Annotated in this window: 15 protein-coding genes and 1 pseudogene; 12 read left to right on the forward strand and 4 right to left on the reverse strand. The window is 73.1% G+C overall.

Features of this window, described 5'->3' with window-relative positions; all coding sequences use genetic code 11:
* Nucleotides 1-268 precede the first annotated feature (268 nt).
* The 3 genes from ACX6XY_RS00285 to ACX6XY_RS00295 all read left to right on the forward strand — a co-directional run bounded on the left by ACX6XY_RS00285 (nt 269) and on the right by ACX6XY_RS00295 (nt 3528).
* On the forward strand, nt 269-1261 hold the full coding sequence (locus ACX6XY_RS00285) for a PP2C family protein-serine/threonine phosphatase (RefSeq protein ID WP_460325322.1): 993 nt from the start codon (nt 269-271) through the stop codon (nt 1259-1261).
* Between the two features lie 325 nt (nt 1262-1586).
* Nucleotides 1587-2945, forward strand: a complete 1359-nt coding sequence (locus tag ACX6XY_RS00290; RefSeq protein WP_460324958.1) for a transcriptional regulator — start codon at nt 1587-1589, stop codon at nt 2943-2945.
* 52 nt (nt 2946-2997) lie between these two features.
* Nucleotides 2998-3528 carry an NUDIX hydrolase gene (locus ACX6XY_RS00295; protein WP_460324960.1) on the forward strand — a complete coding sequence of 177 codons (531 nt, stop codon included), beginning with the start codon at nt 2998-3000 and terminating at the stop codon, nt 3526-3528.
* A gap of 75 nt (nt 3529-3603) precedes the next feature.
* Here ACX6XY_RS00295 and ACX6XY_RS00300 read toward each other — a convergent pair whose 3' ends face one another.
* Nucleotides 3604-3861 (reverse strand): hypothetical protein, encoded by a 258-nt coding sequence (locus ACX6XY_RS00300; RefSeq protein WP_460324962.1) that lies wholly within the window; start codon nt 3859-3861, stop codon nt 3604-3606.
* Nucleotides 3862-4145: 284 nt separating this feature from the next.
* On the reverse strand, nt 4146-5015 hold the full coding sequence (locus ACX6XY_RS00305; RefSeq protein ID WP_460324964.1) for a 3-hydroxybutyryl-CoA dehydrogenase: 870 nt from the start codon (nt 5013-5015) through the stop codon (nt 4146-4148).
* Between the two features lie 205 nt (nt 5016-5220).
* Between ACX6XY_RS00305 and ACX6XY_RS00310 the strand changes: the two genes are divergently transcribed.
* Nucleotides 5221-6483, forward strand: coding sequence for a glycoside hydrolase family 10 protein (locus ACX6XY_RS00310; protein WP_460324966.1), 1263 nt, complete (start codon nt 5221-5223; stop codon nt 6481-6483).
* Nucleotides 6484-6498: 15 nt separating this feature from the next.
* On the opposite strand, the gene ACX6XY_RS00315 is transcribed toward ACX6XY_RS00310, so the two are convergent.
* Both ACX6XY_RS00315 and ACX6XY_RS00320 read right to left on the reverse strand, forming a co-directional pair.
* Entirely contained in the window at nt 6499-6699 is a 201-nt protein-coding gene (locus tag ACX6XY_RS00315) for a DUF1918 domain-containing protein (RefSeq protein ID WP_460324968.1), read from the reverse strand.
* Nucleotides 6700-6805: 106 nt separating this feature from the next.
* Nucleotides 6806-7750 (reverse strand): DMT family transporter, encoded by a 945-nt coding sequence (locus ACX6XY_RS00320; protein ID WP_460324970.1) that lies wholly within the window; start codon nt 7748-7750, stop codon nt 6806-6808.
* Between ACX6XY_RS00320 and ACX6XY_RS00325 the strand changes: the two genes are divergently transcribed.
* From ACX6XY_RS00325 to ACX6XY_RS00360, 8 genes and pseudogenes are all read left to right on the forward strand, one after another.
* Nucleotides 7749-9191 (forward strand): aminotransferase-like domain-containing protein, encoded by a 1443-nt coding sequence (locus ACX6XY_RS00325; protein WP_460324972.1) that lies wholly within the window; start codon nt 7749-7751, stop codon nt 9189-9191. The genes ACX6XY_RS00320 and ACX6XY_RS00325 overlap by 2 nt on opposite strands.
* 43 nt (nt 9192-9234) lie before the next feature.
* A pseudogene (locus ACX6XY_RS00330) lies at nt 9235-9338 on the forward strand (GNAT family N-acetyltransferase); the annotation flags it as partial.
* 248 nt (nt 9339-9586) lie between these two features.
* Nucleotides 9587-10438, forward strand: a complete 852-nt coding sequence (locus tag ACX6XY_RS00335) for a putative protein N(5)-glutamine methyltransferase (RefSeq protein ID WP_460324974.1) — start codon at nt 9587-9589, stop codon at nt 10436-10438.
* A gap of 55 nt (nt 10439-10493) precedes the next feature.
* A complete protein-coding gene (gene argC, locus ACX6XY_RS00340; RefSeq protein ID WP_460324976.1) occupies nt 10494-11522 on the forward strand; it encodes an N-acetyl-gamma-glutamyl-phosphate reductase in 1029 nt (342 codons plus the stop codon).
* An 85-nt stretch (nt 11523-11607) separates the two neighbouring features.
* A complete protein-coding gene (gene argJ, locus ACX6XY_RS00345; protein WP_460324978.1) occupies nt 11608-12765 on the forward strand; it encodes a bifunctional glutamate N-acetyltransferase/amino-acid acetyltransferase ArgJ in 1158 nt (385 codons plus the stop codon).
* A gap of 6 nt (nt 12766-12771) precedes the next feature.
* Nucleotides 12772-13740, forward strand: a complete 969-nt coding sequence (gene argB, locus ACX6XY_RS00350; protein ID WP_460324980.1) for an acetylglutamate kinase — start codon at nt 12772-12774, stop codon at nt 13738-13740.
* Between the two features lie 41 nt (nt 13741-13781).
* Nucleotides 13782-14945 (forward strand): acetylornithine transaminase, encoded by a 1164-nt coding sequence (locus ACX6XY_RS00355; RefSeq protein WP_460325324.1) that lies wholly within the window; start codon nt 13782-13784, stop codon nt 14943-14945.
* 10 nt (nt 14946-14955) lie between these two features.
* Complete coding sequence (locus ACX6XY_RS00360) at nt 14956-15489, forward strand: arginine repressor (RefSeq protein WP_460324982.1); 534 nt, start codon at nt 14956-14958, stop codon at nt 15487-15489.
* The last annotated feature ends 42 nt before the right edge of the window (nt 15490-15531 follow it).

Consider the following 15531-nt stretch of genomic DNA (forward strand, 5'->3'; position numbering starts at 1 on the left):
CTCGGGGCACCGAGTGCGCCCCTCACTCGTTCGGGTGAGAAGTGCGGGCTCCCCGGCTCGACGGGCGCGGGCACGGACAGAATCGACCCGGTCGTTGAGGCCTTCGGGGAGAGTCGAGGAGGCCTTCAGGGAGACAGGCCCCAGGGAGGCCGTCGGCATGATCGGTATCAGGTCCTGGGCTCCCCTCCGAGGACGGTTCGGCCGAGGCGGCACACGCGCGCACCACGCCCCGCGCCCGCCCCGCGGATCCACCCTCGCCGTACCCACACTGTGGGGTGCCGTCGCCATCACCTACAAACTCACCTGTCCGCTCGCCCAGCAGGACGGCCTCGGCGCGCGGATCGCCAGCAGCGCGGTCTTCTTCGCCGTCGGCACCGGCCTGATAGTCGCCGCGCGCCGGGCCCTGCTCCAGGAACTGGCCCAGATACGCGAAGTCGCCGGCGCCGCCCAGCGGGTGCTGCTGCGCCCCCTGCCGCCGCGCCTGGACGGACTGGCCGTCGCCGCGGGCCAGCTCTCCGCGCACCCCGGCGCGGCGGTCGGCGGCGACCTGTACGAAGCGGTCGCCACCGACCACGGGGTGCGGGTCGTCATCGGAGACGTCCGCGGACACGGCCTCACCGCGATCGGCACGGTCGCCGCGGTGCTCGGCAGCTTCCGCGAGGCGGCCCACGACGAGGCCGAACTCACCGGCGTACTGCGCCGCCTGGAACGCGCCACGCACCGGCACCTGCGGGAGCGCTCACGGGCCGAGCACCCGGCGTCCTGTGACACGGAGCCGGACAGCCCGGTCGCCGAGGAGTTCGTCACGGTCCTGCTCCTGGAGATCCGCCCGGACGGAGAGCTGCTCGCGCTCAACTGCGGCCACCCCTGGCCCTACCGCCTCGCCCAGGGTGCGGAACGCGTCGCGGGCGGCGACCCCCTGCCGCCGCTGGGCGTCTTCCCGCTCCCCGACAGACCTCCGGTACGGCACTGTGGGCGGCTGCTGCCGGGCGAGGCGCTCGTGCTGCACACCGACGGGGTCGCGGACGCCCGAGACGCGGCGGGCCGGTTCTTCCCGCTGCGCCAAGCGCTGACGAACGCGGCGCGCGCCGCCCCGGTCGCCCCCGGATCCCTGGTGCGGCTGGTGCATGAGGCGCTGCTGCGGCATACCGGCGGGCGGCTCTCGGACGACGTCGCCCTGCTGGTGATCCGCAACGACCGGCGCCAGGCGCCGCGGTCGGCGTCCGACTCGGCCGTCCCGCACGCCCGTACCGCCCCCTGACACGGCCGACTGAGACACGGCCGACGCCACCCGCCCGCCGCGGACGTTCGGCAGACGGCGGGCGGGTGACGCGGAAGCCGGACCGCCGTGCTGGTTCGAGGGGGGAGCCGACGGTCCCGGCCGCCTCTGGCGAAGCCAGAAGGCGCCCGGCCCAGGGGAAGCCGGACCTCCCCAGTGAAGCCGAGCCGGGCCCCGTACGGCACCGGGTGCGCAGGACGGATGCGGGCGTTCCGTTCACACCCCGTGTGAACTCCCTCGCGCTTCGCGCCCCGTGCGGTACGGACTCCACTACGCTGGGTCGCACTGAGCCATCCGGAGGGCAGGCATGCAGCCCAACACCTTGCTCGACGCCATCCTCGACGAGGCCGGAATCTCCCACGCGGGCCTGGCCGCTCACGTCAACCACGCGGGGAGGACCAAGGGCCTCGAACTGCGCTACGAACACACGGCGGTCGCCCGGTGGTTGAAGGGGCAGCGGCCCCGTGGCCGGGTACCGGACCTGATCTGCGAGGTGCTCGCCGCGCGGCTGCACCGCCCCGTCACCCTCGACGACATCGGCCTCGGCGTGCCCGGCCAGCTGACCGGATCGTACGGCGCGGGACGCGCGGGACCGTCGTCGATCTCCGGCTTCGTGGAGCGGGCCACCGCCCTGTGGCGCTCCGACGAGCAGCAGCGCCCGCACGTACTCGGAGCGCCGGCGGTGACCGGCAACCCCGCCGTGATGCCGGTGTGGGAGTGGGAGAACCCGCCCGAGGACACAGACGTCTCACGGGGCGGGCGGCACCGGGTCACCATGAGCGACATCGAGACCCTGCGCTCGGCCCGCGCGCACTACGAGCAGATGTACCGCAAGACCGGCGGCGTCGCGACCCGCGCCAGGATCGTCGGCTTCCTGAACTCCGAGACCGCGCCGCTGCTGCGCGGCAGCTACACCGACGCCACCGGACGCCAACTGCACCGCGCCACCGGGGGACTGGTGGCGGTGGCCGGGATCTGCGCCTACGACTCCGACGCGCACGGCCTCGCCCAGCGCTACTTCCACCAGGCGCTCCGCCTCGCCAAGGCCAGCGGCGACCGGGGGCTCGGCGCCTATGTGATCGCACTGCTGGTCAACCAGTCCCTGTTCATGCGGGAGTTCCGGCAGGCGGTCGCCTTCGCGGAGGCCGCGCTGCGCGCCGCGGGACGGCACATCACCCCCGCCCTCGCCGCCGACCTGTACGCGATGCAGGCCAAGGCGTACGCGCACCTCGGCGACGGCAGCAGCGCGCTGGCCTGCATCCGCAGGGCCGAGACGGCGGCCGACCGCATCCGCCGCCGACAGGAGCCGGACGAGACCGGCTATGTCCAGCCGGGCCTGGTCAACGTACAGGTGGCGGAAGCGCTGTTGAGCCTCGGCGACCTGGAGGCGGCCAGGGAGCACGCGGCGGCCGCCGTGGACACCCCGGCGCACGACCGGGGGCGGGTGCACCGGCTCGCCATGCTCAGTCAGATCGCGCTGCGCCAGGGCGAGGCCGACCAGGCGGTGGCGACCGCCGTGGAAATGGCCGAACAGGCACGGGGGATGGAGTCCCAGCGGCTCCGTGACCGGCTGCGCGCGGTGCGCGAGCATCTCGTACGCAACGGCTGCTCGGGTACCGCGGAGGCGGCCGCGATGATCGACGGGGCGCTGCGCGTACCGCTGTGAACGCCTTCCTGCTGCGATATTGCCATCTACCTCAGCGGAAGGTGGCAAAACCGTGCAGTGGACGAACCAAAACGAGCAGACCGTGTACGAGAACCGCTGGTTCCAAGTCAACCTGGCGGATGTCGCGTTGCCGGACGGCAGGCGTCTCGACCACTTTGTGATCAGGCTCCGGCCGGTCGCCGTCGCCACCGTGGTCAACGAGGCCAACGAGGTCCTGCTGCTGTGGCGGCACCGCTTCATCACCGACAGCTGGGGGTGGGAGCTGGCGGCGGGCGTCGTCGAGGACGGCGAGCCGGTGGCCGACGCGGCCGCCCGCGAGCTGGAGGAGGAGACCGGGTGGCGGCCCGGCCGCCTGCGGCACCTGATGAGCGTCGAGCCCTCCAACGGGCTCACCGACGCCCGGCACCACGTCTTCTGGTCCGACGAGGGCGCGTACATCGGGTACCCCGAGGACGACTTCGAGTCGGACCGCCGTGAGTGGGTCCCGCTGAAGCTGGTCCCCGACATGGTGGCCCGCGGCGAGGTCCCGGCCGCGAACATGGCGGCGGCACTCCTCCTCCTGCACCACCTGCGGCTCGGCTAGCCCCTGTCCCCCGCCGGACCGGCCCTGGGGCGCCCAGCCCTAGGGCGCCCCAGGCGCTGGCAGGCCGCGGCCCGGTCAGTGGCCGACGGCCTGCCAGACGGCCACCACCAGCGCGCCGACGGCCGTCAGCGCCGCCACGGCGGGCAGCGGCCAGCGGTTGTGCTCCAGAGCGGTGACGCGGGCGCTCAGACTGGTGAGGTCCCTGCCGCTCTGCTCGTCGCGCTGGGTGAGCAACGCCAGCCTGCCGTCGACGCGGGCCAGGCCCACATCCAGACTGCGGCGCAACTCCGCGTATTCCTCCGGGACCACGGGATGTTCGGGTTCGGCGGTCACGAGTCCTCTCCTCTCGGTATGACTCAGTCATCCCTTCCAGGCGCACGGGAAGTAAACAAGCCTGGTGGGCGACGCGGGAGCGTGTGCGAGAGGCATATGCGGGTCCGGCGAACACACGGTGTGTGAACGCGACGGGCCCGGCGCTCGCCGTCGGGCGCCGGACCCGTCTCGAATGGCCGAATGTATACGCAGAGTGGCCGAAACCACGGGGGTGTGCGGGGCAGTCGTGTGCGCTCAGTAACCGGGCGCACGCGAAAGGCATCCGCCTCGGCGGGGCCGCGCCCTCAGTAGGTGTAGAAGCCCGAGCCGGTCTTCCGGCCGAGGCGGCCCGCGTCGACCATCCGCTGGAGCAGCGGGGGAGCGGCGTACAGCGGCTCCTTGTACTCGGCGTACATGCTGTCGGCGACCGACGCCACCGTGTCCAGGCCGATCAGGTCCGCGAGCTTGAGCGGGCCCATCGGGTGGGCGCAGCCCATCTCCATGCCGTTGTCGATGTCCTCGCGGCTGGCGATGCCCGACTCGAACATCCGGATCGCGGAGAGCAGATACGGGATGAGCAGGGCGTTGACCACGAACCCGGACCGGTCCTGGGCGCGGATCGCGTGCTTGCCGAGCACCTTCTCGACCACCGCGACGGCCCGGCTGATGGTGCCCTCGGACGTGGTCAGCGCCGGGATCAGCTCGACCAGCTTCTGGACCGGCGCCGGGTTGAAGAAGTGGATGCCGATGACCTGGTCGGGACGCGAGGTCGCGACGGCCAGCTTCACCAGCGGGATGGAGGAGGTGTTGGACGCGAGGATCGCGTCCGGCCGGGTCACGACCTGGTCGAGCACCTGGAAGATCTCGGTCTTGACCTGCTCGTTCTCCACGACCGCCTCGATCACCAGATCGCGGTCGGCGAACTCCCCGAGGTCGGTGGTGAAGCTCAGCCGCGCCAGCGTCGCGTCCCGCTCGTCGGCGCTGATCTTCCCGCGCTCGGCGGCCTTGGACAGGGAGTTGTGCAGCCGGGTACGGCCGATCTCCAGGGCCTCGCCCGTGGTCTCCGCGACCATGACATCCAGGCCGGCGCGGGCGCAGACCTCCGCGATGCCCGCACCCATCTGGCCACAGCCCACCACTCCGACGCGTGAGATATCGGTCGAGAAGTCCGTCACTTCGTGCCCTTCGCAGATCTTCGGCCCGGCGGGCTTCCCCCGTATGGCTCAGGCGCCCGCCTCGCCCACCGACGTTACCCCGCGCCTCCTGGTGGATGTCGGGCCGGGGCGGGCATGCTCTTCAAGGCCGCCGCACCACGGGTGGCGATAACCGGCGACAGGTGAGATTCCAGACAACCCGTACAGGGGGTGGCATACCGTGCGTATGAGCCGCAGGAGCTTCGCGACGGCCGCGGCGGCGACGCTCGCCGGAATCGCGACGGGCGGCGACGCGATCGCGTCGCCCGGCACCGGCACCGGCACGGCCGTCGGCACGGGAACCGGCGGAGGCAGGGGCGTCGGCAGGGAGTTCCGCGGCATGTGGCTGGCGACCGTCGCCAACCGCGACTGGCCCTCCGCGCCCGGCCTGCCCGCGTGGGAGCAGCGCGCCGAACTGCTCGACTTCCTGGACGCCGCGGTACGCCGTCGGCTGAACGCGGTGGTCTTCCAGGTGCGGCCGACCGCGGACGCGCTGTGGCCGTCCCCGTGCGAGCCGTGGGCGGAGTACCTCACCGGGGAGCAGGGCCGGGACCCCGGCTGGGACCCGCTGGGCACGGCGGTCGACGAGGCTCACCGGCGCGGCCTGGAGCTGCACGCCTGGTTCAACCCCTACCGGATCGCGAACCACACCGACCCGACCCGGCTGGTGCCCGAGCACCCGGCGCGGACGCACCCCGACTGGGCAGTGCCGTACGGCGGCAAGCTCTACTACAACCCCGGACTCCCGGAGGTCCGCCGCTTCGTCCAGGACGCGATGCTGGACGCCGTGCGGCGCTACCCGGTCGACGCGGTGCACTGGGACGACTACTTCTACCCGTACCCGGTCGCGGGCGAGCACTTCGACGACGACTACGCGTACGCGCGCTACGGCGGGGCCTTCCCGGACCGTGCCGCGTGGCGGCGGCACAACACCGACTGCCTGGTGCGCGAGATGGCCGCGCGCATCCGCGTCACGCGCGGCGGGGTGCGGTTCGGGATCAGCCCCTTCGGCGTCTGGCGCAACGCCGCCACCGACCCGCTTGGCTCCGACACCAGAGCGGGCGTCGAGACGTACGACGACCTGTACGCCGACACCCGGAAGTGGGTGACGCGGAACTGGATCGACTACGTCGTGCCCCAGGTGTACTGGAACATCGGCTTCCCGCCCGCCGACTACGCCAGGCTGGTCCCGTGGTGGGCCGAGGTCACGCGCGGCACCAGGGTGAAGCTGATCATCGGTGAGGCGCTCTACAAGGCGGGCGACCCGGCGCAGCCCGAGCCCTGGCAGGACGTCGCCGAGCTGTCCCGCCATCTCACGTTCGCCGACCGGTACGCGCAGGTACGCGGCCACTGCTTCTTCTCCGCCAAGGAGGTGGCCGACGACCCCACCGGCGCGATGGCCAGGGTGGTCGCCGACCACTACCGCAGGGCGTGTCCGCCGCTGGGCTGAGTGCCGCTCCTCGTCTTACTGCTCCTCGGCGGTCGACAGGTGCCGGACCACGCAGTCGGGACCCGGCGACATCAAGGTCTCGTGCCCGTCCTCGAAACGGACGCGATACGGGGGAGAGCCGTCCTCCCCGAGCACCTCGATGACCTCCGCGGTCCTGTCGTGCTGCCCTACGACCCTGCCGTGCACCAGCAGTCGGTCACCCACAGACGCTTGCATGGACAGTGCCCTCCTCATCGCGTCAGAGGTAGCGATCCGTGTCTGTCAGTCTAGGGCGTTTCGCCCGGACCGGCCCTGGCGGCGACGCGCGCCGGTCCGGTTCCCGTCAGGCGCGCGCCCGCTGGGTGAGCGCGATGCAGACGAGGACGGCGACGGCGGTCACCGGGGCCGCCGTCGGCAGCTGCTCGCCCAGCAGCAGCACCGACCACACGAGGGTGAGCAGCGGCTGCGCGAGCTGGAGCTGGCTGGCTCGGGGGACGCCGATCACCGCCATGCCCCGGTACCAGACGACCAGCCCGAGGAACTGCGAGCCCGCCGCCACCCAGAGCAGCCCGGCCACACTGTGCGCGGTCAGCCGCACCGGCCCCGGCTCCAGGGACAGCGCCAGCAGGGCGCCGGGCACGGCCAGCGGCAGACAGAGCACCAGCGCCCAGCCGATGACCTGCCAGCCCGGCATCACACGGGCCAGCCGACCGCCCTCGGTGTAGCCGGCGGCGCAGATCAGCAGCGCCCCGAACAGCAGCAGATCGGCGGTGGACAGCGCCCCGCCGCTCTGCTGCACGGTGAACGCCACGACCGCGGCCGCGCCGGTCAGCGCCGCCGCCCAGAACGTGCGCGAGGGCCGCGCCCCGGTGCGGAGCGCGGACAGCAGCGCGGTGGTCAGCGGCAGCAGCCCGACCACCACCGCGGCGTGCGCGGTCGTCGAGGTCTGCAGCGCGAGCGTGGTGAGCAGCGGGAAGCCGACGACGACCCCGGCCGCTACCACCGCCAGGCCCTTGAGGTGCTGGCGGCCGGGCGCCGGCACGCGCAGCGCGAGCAGACAGCAGCCCGCGATCAGGGCGGCCAGCGCGCTGCGCACCGCGACCAGGGACCACGGGCCGAAGCCCTCCAGACCCCAGGCGGTGGCGGGGAAGGTGAGCGAGAAGGCGGTGACGCCGAGCGCGGCGAGCACGGTCCCGCCCACGGCGCCGGCGGTGCCCGCCGCGGCGTCCGGGGCCGCCGGGCTGACCGCTATCGAGTCCGAGCGAGTAGCGCTATCCTGTGCTGTCATGCATGAGCGTAGCAGTGTGGGCGAGTTGGCGAACCTCCTGCGGAGCGAACTGGTCCGCTACTCTCCGGGTGGAAAGCTGCCGTCGAGCCGGGCTCTGGTCGAGCGCTACCGGGTGAGCCCGGTGACCGTGTCGCGGGCGCTCGCCACGCTGGCCGCCGAAGGCCTGGTCGTCACCCGGCCGGGCGCCGGAGCCTTCCGGGCCGAACCTCGGCCCGCCGCCGACCCGGTGGGCGACACCTCCTGGCAGCAGTTGGCGCTCAGCGCCGACGCCGCGCCCGATGCGGCCCCGCGCGCCGTCGACGCCTCCGGGGTGCTGACCAGCCTCGCCGCGCCGCCCGCCGGGGTCATCGAGTTCAACGGCGGCTATCTGCACGCCTCCCTCCAGCCCGAACGCGCGATGGCCGCCGCGCTCGCCCGCGCCGGACGCCGTCCCGGCGCCTGGGGCAGGCCGCCCATGGACGGCCTGCCCGAGCTGCGCGAGTGGTTCGCCCGCGGCTGCGGCGGCGCGATCACCGCGTCCGAGGTCCTGGTCACATCCGGCGGCCAGTCGGCGCTGACCACGGCGCTGCGCGCGCTCGCCCCGCCCGGCGCGCCCGTCCTGGTCGAGTCGCCCACGTATCCGGGCATGCTGGCCATCGCCCGCGCCGCCGGGCTGCGCCCGGTGCCGGTCCCGGTGGACACCGACGGCGTACGGCCCGATCTGCTCGCCTCGGCGTTCCGGGCCACCGGCGCGCGGGTGTTCGTCTGCCAGCCGCTGTTCCAGAACCCCACCGGCGCGGTGCTCGCGCCCGGCCGCCGCGCCGAGGTGCTGCGCGCCACCCGCGAGGCGGGCGCGTTCCTCGTCGAGGACGACTACGTACGCCGTCTCACGCACGAGGATGCCGGGCCGCTGCCGCCGCCGCTGACCGCCGACGACCACGACGGTGTCGTCGTGCACGTCTGCTCGCTCACCAAGGCGACCTCGCCCAGCTTCCGGGTCAGCGCCCTGGTCGCCAGGGGGCCGGTGCTCGAACGGCTGCGGGCGATCCAGATCGTCGACCACTTCTTCGTACCCCGGCCGCTGCAGGAGGCCGCCGTGGAACTGGTCGGCTCACCTGCCTGGAGCCGTCATCTGCGGGCGGTCGCCGCCGAGTTGAGGGAGCGCCGGACCCTGCTGACGGCCGCGCTGCACCAGGAGATCCCCGAACTCGCCCTGCCGCACATCCCCTCGGGCGGCTACCACCTGTGGCTGCGGCTCCCGGACGGCGCCGACGAGGCGGCCCTGGTGTCGGCCGCCCTGCGGGCCGGGGTCGCCGTCACACCGGGACGCCCCTACTTCAGCGCCGAACCCCCGGCCGGGCACCTGCGGTTGAGCTTCGCGGCCGTGGCCGGAGCGGCCGAGCTCGCCGAGGGCGTACGCCGCCTCCGCGCCGCCTGCGACGAGGTGCTCGGCCAGGTGTGAGAACCGCTCGGCCAGACCGCCGCCCGCCTGCGAGTCTTCCGGGATGAGCGACTACGAGATCTCCGCCGACCCGGCCAGGATCGACGCGGCCCGCGTCCACCACTGGCTCTCCACCGACGCCTACTGGGCGCGCAGGACGCGCACGGCGTGTACGAGAAGGCCGGCTTCGCGGCCCTGCCGGACCCGGAGCGCTGGATGGCGTTGTTCCTTCAGTGACGCCCGATGCCGCCTGGGGTAGTGTGTGCGGCGTTCCCCGACCGGGGACCCGACCAAGGAGGTGAGAACGATTTCCGCTGTTCAGGCTGGGTGTTCTCACCTCGCGGTCCTGCGGTCCAGCTGATCTGGACGACCCGCGAGAGCACCCTTCGGCATCCCGAAAGGTCTTCCCGACTCGCATGTCGTCGTCTTCGCTGTCCGCACCGTCTTCGCCCTCGTCGCCCTCTCCTTCGACGCCTTCGCCGTCGCTGGCGTCCATCGCCCCGCTCGTCGTCCGGCTCCGCGCCGCCGGTTGTGTCTTCGCCGAGGACGAGGCCGAGTTGATCGCCTCCGCGGCGCGCACCCCGTCCGACCTCGCCGCGATGGCCGACCGCCGCGTCGCCGGTCTTCCCCTCGAACACGTGCTGGGCTGGGCCGAGTTCCGCGGCATCCGGATGGCCGTGGACGCCGGGGTCTTCGTGCCGCGCCGCCGCACCGAGTTCCTGGTCGCGCGGGCGGCCGGTCTCGTACCCGAGGGGCGCGGGCTCCCCGTCGTCGTCGACCTGTGCTGCGGCTCGGGCGCGCTGGGCGCCGCGCTGGCCGCGGCCGTAGGCCCGGTCGACCTGCACGCGGCCGACATCGACCCCGCCGCGGTCCGCTGCGCCCGGCGCAACGTGGCCGCGGCCCAGGGACGCGTCTACCAGGGCGACCTGTTCGCCCCGCTGCCCGCCGCCCTGCGCGGCCGCGTCGACGTCCTCCTCGCCAACGTGCCGTACGTCCCCACCGACGAGGTCGGCCTGCTGCCCCCGGAGGCCCGCGAACACGAGGCCCTGGCCGCCCTCGACGGCGGCGGCGACGGCCTGGACGTACTGCGCCGGGTCACCGCCGAAGCCGCGCACTGGCTGGCGCCCGGCGGGCGCCTGCTGGTCGAGACGAGCGAGCGCCAGGCCCAGGCCGCCGTCGACGCGTTCACGCGGGGCGGGCTGGCCGCGCGCGTCGCCACCGACGACGAGCTGTACGCCACCGTCGTGATCGGCGCCAGAGCACACTAAGCGTTGTATAAAACTGCATCCATGCGTATAGTCATGCCATCACTAGGAGGGCTCGATGACGGTACGTGCGGCAGTGGCAGGGGCGAGTGGATACGCGGGCGGCGAACTGCTGCGCCTGCTGAGCGCCCACCCCGAGGTGGAGATCGGCGCCCTCACCGGGCACTCGAACGCCGGCCAGCGGCTGGGCGCGCTGCAGCCGCAGCTGCCGCCGCTGGCCGACCGCGTCCTGGAGCCGACCACCGCCGACGCGCTCGCCGGGCACGACGTGGTGTTCCTGGCGCTCCCGCACGGCCAGTCCGCCGCCGTCGCCGAGCGGCTCGGGCCCGATGTCCTGGTCATCGACATGGGGGCGGACTTCCGGCTGCGGGACGCGGCGGACTGGGAGAAGTTCTACGGCTCCGCGCACGCCGGGAGCTGGCCGTACGGCCTGCCGGAACTGCCGGGCGGCCGCGCGGCGCTGGAGGGGACCAAGCGCGTCGCGGTGCCCGGCTGCTACCCGACCGCGGTGACGCTCGCGCTGCTCCCCGCCTACGCCGCGTCCCTCACCGAGCCGGAGGCGGTGATCGTCGCCGCCACCGGCACCTCCGGCGCGGGCAAGGCGCTCAAGCCCCATCTGCTGGGCTCCGAGGTCATGGGGTCGATGTCGCCGTACGGCGTCGGGGGTGTGCACCGGCACACGCCCGAGATGATCCAGAACCTGAGCGCGGCCGCCGGTGAGCGGGTCTCGGTGTCCTTCACGCCGACCCTCGCCCCGATGGCCCGCGGCATCCTGGCCACCTGCAGCGCCAAGGCCAGGCCCGGCGTGAGCGCCGACGGCGTACGGGCCGCCTACGAGAAGGCCTACGCCGACGAGCCGTTCGTGCACCTGCTCCCCGAGGGGCAGTGGCCCGCCACCGCCTCCGTCTACGGCTCCAACGCCGTACAGCTCCAGGTCGCCTACGACGAGAGCGCGGGCCGGGTGATCGCGATCAGCGCCATCGACAACCTGACCAAGGGCACGGCGGGCGGCGCCGTGCAGTCCATGAACATCGCCCTGGGGCTGCCCGAGCAGACCGGGCTCTCCACGATCGGAGTCGCACCGTGAGCGACGCGCGCGCGGCCGCCGGGCCGCAGACGACGATGGCCGCACCGCCGCGCCGCGCGGGCGGAGAAGCGAACGAGGAGATGCAGTGAGTGTCACCGCCGCCAAGGGCTTCACCGCCTCCGGCATCGCCGCGGGCATCAAGGAGAACGGCAACCCGGACCTGGCGCTGGTCGTCAACAACGGCCCGAGTCTGGCCGCCGCGGGCGTGTTCACCTCCAACCGCGTCAAGGCCGCGCCCGTCCTGTGGTCCGAGCAGGTACTCAAGGGCGGCCAGGTGTCCGCCGTGATCCTCAACTCCGGCGGCGCCAACGCCTGCACGGGCCCCAAGGGCTTCCAGGACACCCACGCCACCGCCGAGAAGGTCGCTCAGGTGCTGGAGGGCCACAGCGCGGGCGAGGTCGCCGTCGCGTCCACCGGGCTCATCGGGGTCACCCTGCCGATGGACAGGCTGCTGCCGGGCGTCGAGCGGGCCGCGGCCGCGCTCTCCCCGCACGGCGGCGAGAAGGCCGCCATCGCCATCAAGACCACCGACACCGTGCACAAGACGGCCGTGTACGAGGGCGACGGCTGGACGGTCGGCGGCATGGCCAAGGGCGCGGGCATGCTCGCTCCCGGCCTCGCCACCATGCTGGTCGTGCTCACCACGGACGCGGCCGTCGACAGCGCCGGACTCGACAAGGCGCTGCGCGACGCCACCCGTACGACCTTCGACCGGGTCGACTCCGACGGCTGCATGTCCACCAACGACACCGTGCTGCTGCTCGCCTCGGGCGCCAGTGAGACCACCCCCGGCGACGCCGAGTTCACCGAGGCCGTACGCACCGTCTGCGACGACCTCGCCCGGCAGCTGATCGGGGACGCGGAGGGCGCCAGCAAGGACATCCGGATCGAGGTGGTCAACGCGGCGAGCGAGGACGACGCCGTCGAGGTCGGCCGCTCCATCGCCCGCAACAACCTCCTCAAGTGCGCCATCCACGGCGAGGACCCCAACTGGGGCCGGGTGCTGTCCGCGATCGGCACCACGGCGGCGGCCTTCGACCCGGACCGGCTGAACGTGGCGATCAACGGCGTCCGGGTCTGCGAGAACGGCAGCGTCGGCGAGGACCGCGACCTGGTCGACATGCGCTACCGCGAGGTGCGGATCACCGCCGACCTGGCCGCGGGCGCGGCCGAGCCCGTGGTGATCTGGACCAACGACCTGACCGCCGACTACGTCCACGAGAACAGCGCGTACTCCTCCTGAGGACTCATGAGCACCCGTAAGCACACCGCACTGCCCAAGGCGCAGATCCTCATCGAGGCGCTGCCCTGGCTGACCCGCCACCGGGGCAAGACCGTCGTCATCAAGTTCGGCGGCAACGCCATGGTCGACGAGGAGCTGAAGGCCGCCTTCGCGCAGGACGTCGTCTTCCTGCACCACGCGGGGCTCAAGCCCGTCGTGGTGCACGGCGGCGGCCCGCAGATCAGCGAGGCGCTCGACCGGCACGGCCTGGTCAGCGAGTTCAAGGCCGGGCTGCGGGTCACCACGCCCGAGGCCATGGACGTCGTACGGATGGTCCTGGCCGGACAGGTCCAGCGCGAACTGGTCGGGCTGCTGAACCAGCACGGCCCGCTCGCCGTCGGCCTCACCGGCGAGGACGCGCACACCCTCACCGCGACCAAGCACCAGCCGCGCATCGCGGGCGAGTCGGTGGACATCGGCCGGGTCGGCGAGATCACCGGGACCGACACCGGCGCGATCGAGGCGCTGCTCGCCGACGGCCGTATCCCGGTCGTCTCGTCCATCGCGCGCTCCGCCGACGACGACCACGTCTACAACGTCAACGCCGACACCGCCGCCGCCGCGCTGGCCGCCGCGCTGAACGCCGAGACGCTGATGGTCCTCACCGACGTCGAGGGCCTCTACGAGGACTGGCCGCACAGCGACGACGTGATCAGCAGGCTGACCGCGAGCGAGCTGGAGAAGCTGCTGCCCGACCTGGCCAGCGGCATGGTGCCCAAGATGCAGGGCTGTCTGCACGCCGTGCGCAACGGCGTGCACACCGCCCGCGTGATCGACGGCCGGGTCCAGCACTCGATCCTGCTGGAGATCTTCACGGACGACGGCGTCGGCACGATGGTCGTGCCCGACGGCCAGGCCGACAGCACAGGCAGCACAGGCAACGACGGCAGCACAGGCAGCACCGACAGCGACGACACCGCAGGGGGAGCACAGTGACCGGCAACCAGGAGCTCACACAGCGCTGGCAGGGCGCCCTCATGAACAACTACGGCACCCCGAGGCTGCCGCTGGCGCGCGGCGAGGGCGTCAAGGTCTGGGACGCGGACGGCCGCGAATACCTGGACTTCGTCGGCGGCATCGCGGTGAACGCGCTCGGCCACGCGCACCCCGCTGTCGTCCGCGCGGTCAGCGACCAGATCGCCACACTCGGCCATGTCTCCAACCTGTTCGCCGCCGAGCCGCCGGTCGCGCTCGCCGAGCGGCTGCTGCGGCACGCGGGCCGCCCCGGCAAGGTCTTCTTCTGCAACTCCGGCACCGAGGCGAGCGAGGCCGTCTTCAAGCTCGGACGGCTCACCGGACGCACCCATATGGTCGCCACCGACGGCGGCTTCCACGGCCGCACCGTGGGCGCGCTCGCGCTCACCGGCCAGCCGGGCAAGCAGGACGGCTTCCAGCCTCTGCCGGGTGACGTCACGCATGTGCCGTACGGCGACGCCGAGGCGCTCAGGGCGGCGGTCACCGAGCAGACCGCGTTCGTGCTGATCGAGCCGATCCAGGGCGAGAACGGCGTCGTCGTGCCGCCGCCCGGCTACCTCCGGGCGGCTCGGGAGATCACCGCCGCGGTCGGCGCCCTGCTGGTCCTGGACGAGGTGCAGACCGGCATCGGCCGCACCGGCCACTGGTTCGCGTACCAGGCCGAGGAAGGCGCCGAGCCGGATGTGATGACCCTGGCCAAGGGCCTCGGCGGCGGGCTGCCGATCGGCGCGGTCGTCGCCTTCGGCGCGGCCGCCGACCTGCTGGACCCCGGCCAGCACGGCACCACCTTCGGCGGCAACCCGGTGGCGTGCGCCGCGGGTCTGGCCGTACTCGACACGCTCGCGGACGACGGGCTGCTTGACCATGTGAAGCGCGCGGGCGAGAAGCTGCGCGACGGAATCGAGCGTTCCGGACACCCGCTGGTCGACCATGTCCGAGGTGCCGGGCTGCTGCTGGGTATCGTGCTCACGGAGCCGCTGGCACACCGGGTGCAGCAGGCGGCTCAGGACGCCGGGCTCCTGGTGAACGCGCCCGCCCCCGATGTGATCCGGCTGATGCCGGCGCTGACCGTCGGGGACGACGCGGTGGACGCGTTCCTCCGGGCGCTGCCCGGTGTCCTGGACGCGGCCCACCAGGCCGACGGGGACGGACGAGCCACAGAATGAGACGACGACGATGAGTCTGCAGGAGAACGAACCGGGCGGGCCCGCGGTGCCGCAGACCCGTACCGCCCGGCACCGCCGGATCGTGGACATCCTCAACCGGCAGCCGGTGCGCTCGCAGAGCCAGCTGGCGAAGCTGCTCGCGGACGACGGTCTGTCCGTCACCCAGGCGACGCTCTCCCGCGACCTGGACGAGCTGGGCGCCGTCAAGATCCGCAACACCGGCGGTGAGCTGATCTACGCGGTGCCCAGCGAGGGCGGCTTCCGCACCCCGCAGGCCCCGCTCGGCGAGTCCGCGAAGGAGGAGCGCATGCGGCGGCTGTCCGCGGAACTCCTGATCTCCGCCGAGGCCTCCGCCAACCTGGTGGTGCTGCGCACCCCGCCGGGCGCGGCCCAGTTCCTGGCCTCCGCCATCGACCAGGCCGAACTGCACGCCATCCTCGGGACGATCGCGGGCGACGACACCCTGATGCTGATCAGTCGCGACCCGACCGGCGGCCAGGCGCTGGCCGACCACCTGCTGCGGCTGGCCCAGAACGACCGCTGACGCCTGAGAGCCTGTCGTTGCCCCCGTCGCCCGCGCCCCGGC

Source organism: Streptomyces sp. O3, from assembly GCF_054788135.1.

What these genes read in the sequence shown, in the direction of transcription:
- ACX6XY_RS00290 (WP_460324958.1), top strand. Translation starts at nt 1,587, where the DNA reads ATGCAGCCCAACACCTTGCTCGACGCCATCCTCGACGAGGCCGGAATC.
- ACX6XY_RS00310 (WP_460324966.1), top strand. Translation starts at nt 5,221, where the DNA reads ATGAGCCGCAGGAGCTTCGCGACGGCCGCGGCGGCGACGCTCGCCGGA.
- ACX6XY_RS00315 (WP_460324968.1), bottom strand. Translation starts at nt 6,699, where the DNA reads ATGCAAGCGTCTGTGGGTGACCGACTGCTGGTGCACGGCAGGGTCGTA.
- ACX6XY_RS00325 (WP_460324972.1), top strand. Translation starts at nt 7,749, where the DNA reads ATGCATGAGCGTAGCAGTGTGGGCGAGTTGGCGAACCTCCTGCGGAGC.
- ACX6XY_RS00320 (WP_460324970.1), bottom strand. Translation starts at nt 7,750, where the DNA reads ATGACAGCACAGGATAGCGCTACTCGCTCGGACTCGATAGCGGTCAGC.
- ACX6XY_RS00335 (WP_460324974.1), top strand. Translation starts at nt 9,587, where the DNA reads ATGTCGTCGTCTTCGCTGTCCGCACCGTCTTCGCCCTCGTCGCCCTCT.
- argC (WP_460324976.1), top strand. Translation starts at nt 10,494, where the DNA reads ATGACGGTACGTGCGGCAGTGGCAGGGGCGAGTGGATACGCGGGCGGC.
- argB (WP_460324980.1), top strand. Translation starts at nt 12,772, where the DNA reads ATGAGCACCCGTAAGCACACCGCACTGCCCAAGGCGCAGATCCTCATC.
- ACX6XY_RS00355 (WP_460325324.1), top strand. Translation starts at nt 13,782, where the DNA reads ATGAACAACTACGGCACCCCGAGGCTGCCGCTGGCGCGCGGCGAGGGC.
- ACX6XY_RS00360 (WP_460324982.1), top strand. Translation starts at nt 14,956, where the DNA reads ATGAGTCTGCAGGAGAACGAACCGGGCGGGCCCGCGGTGCCGCAGACC.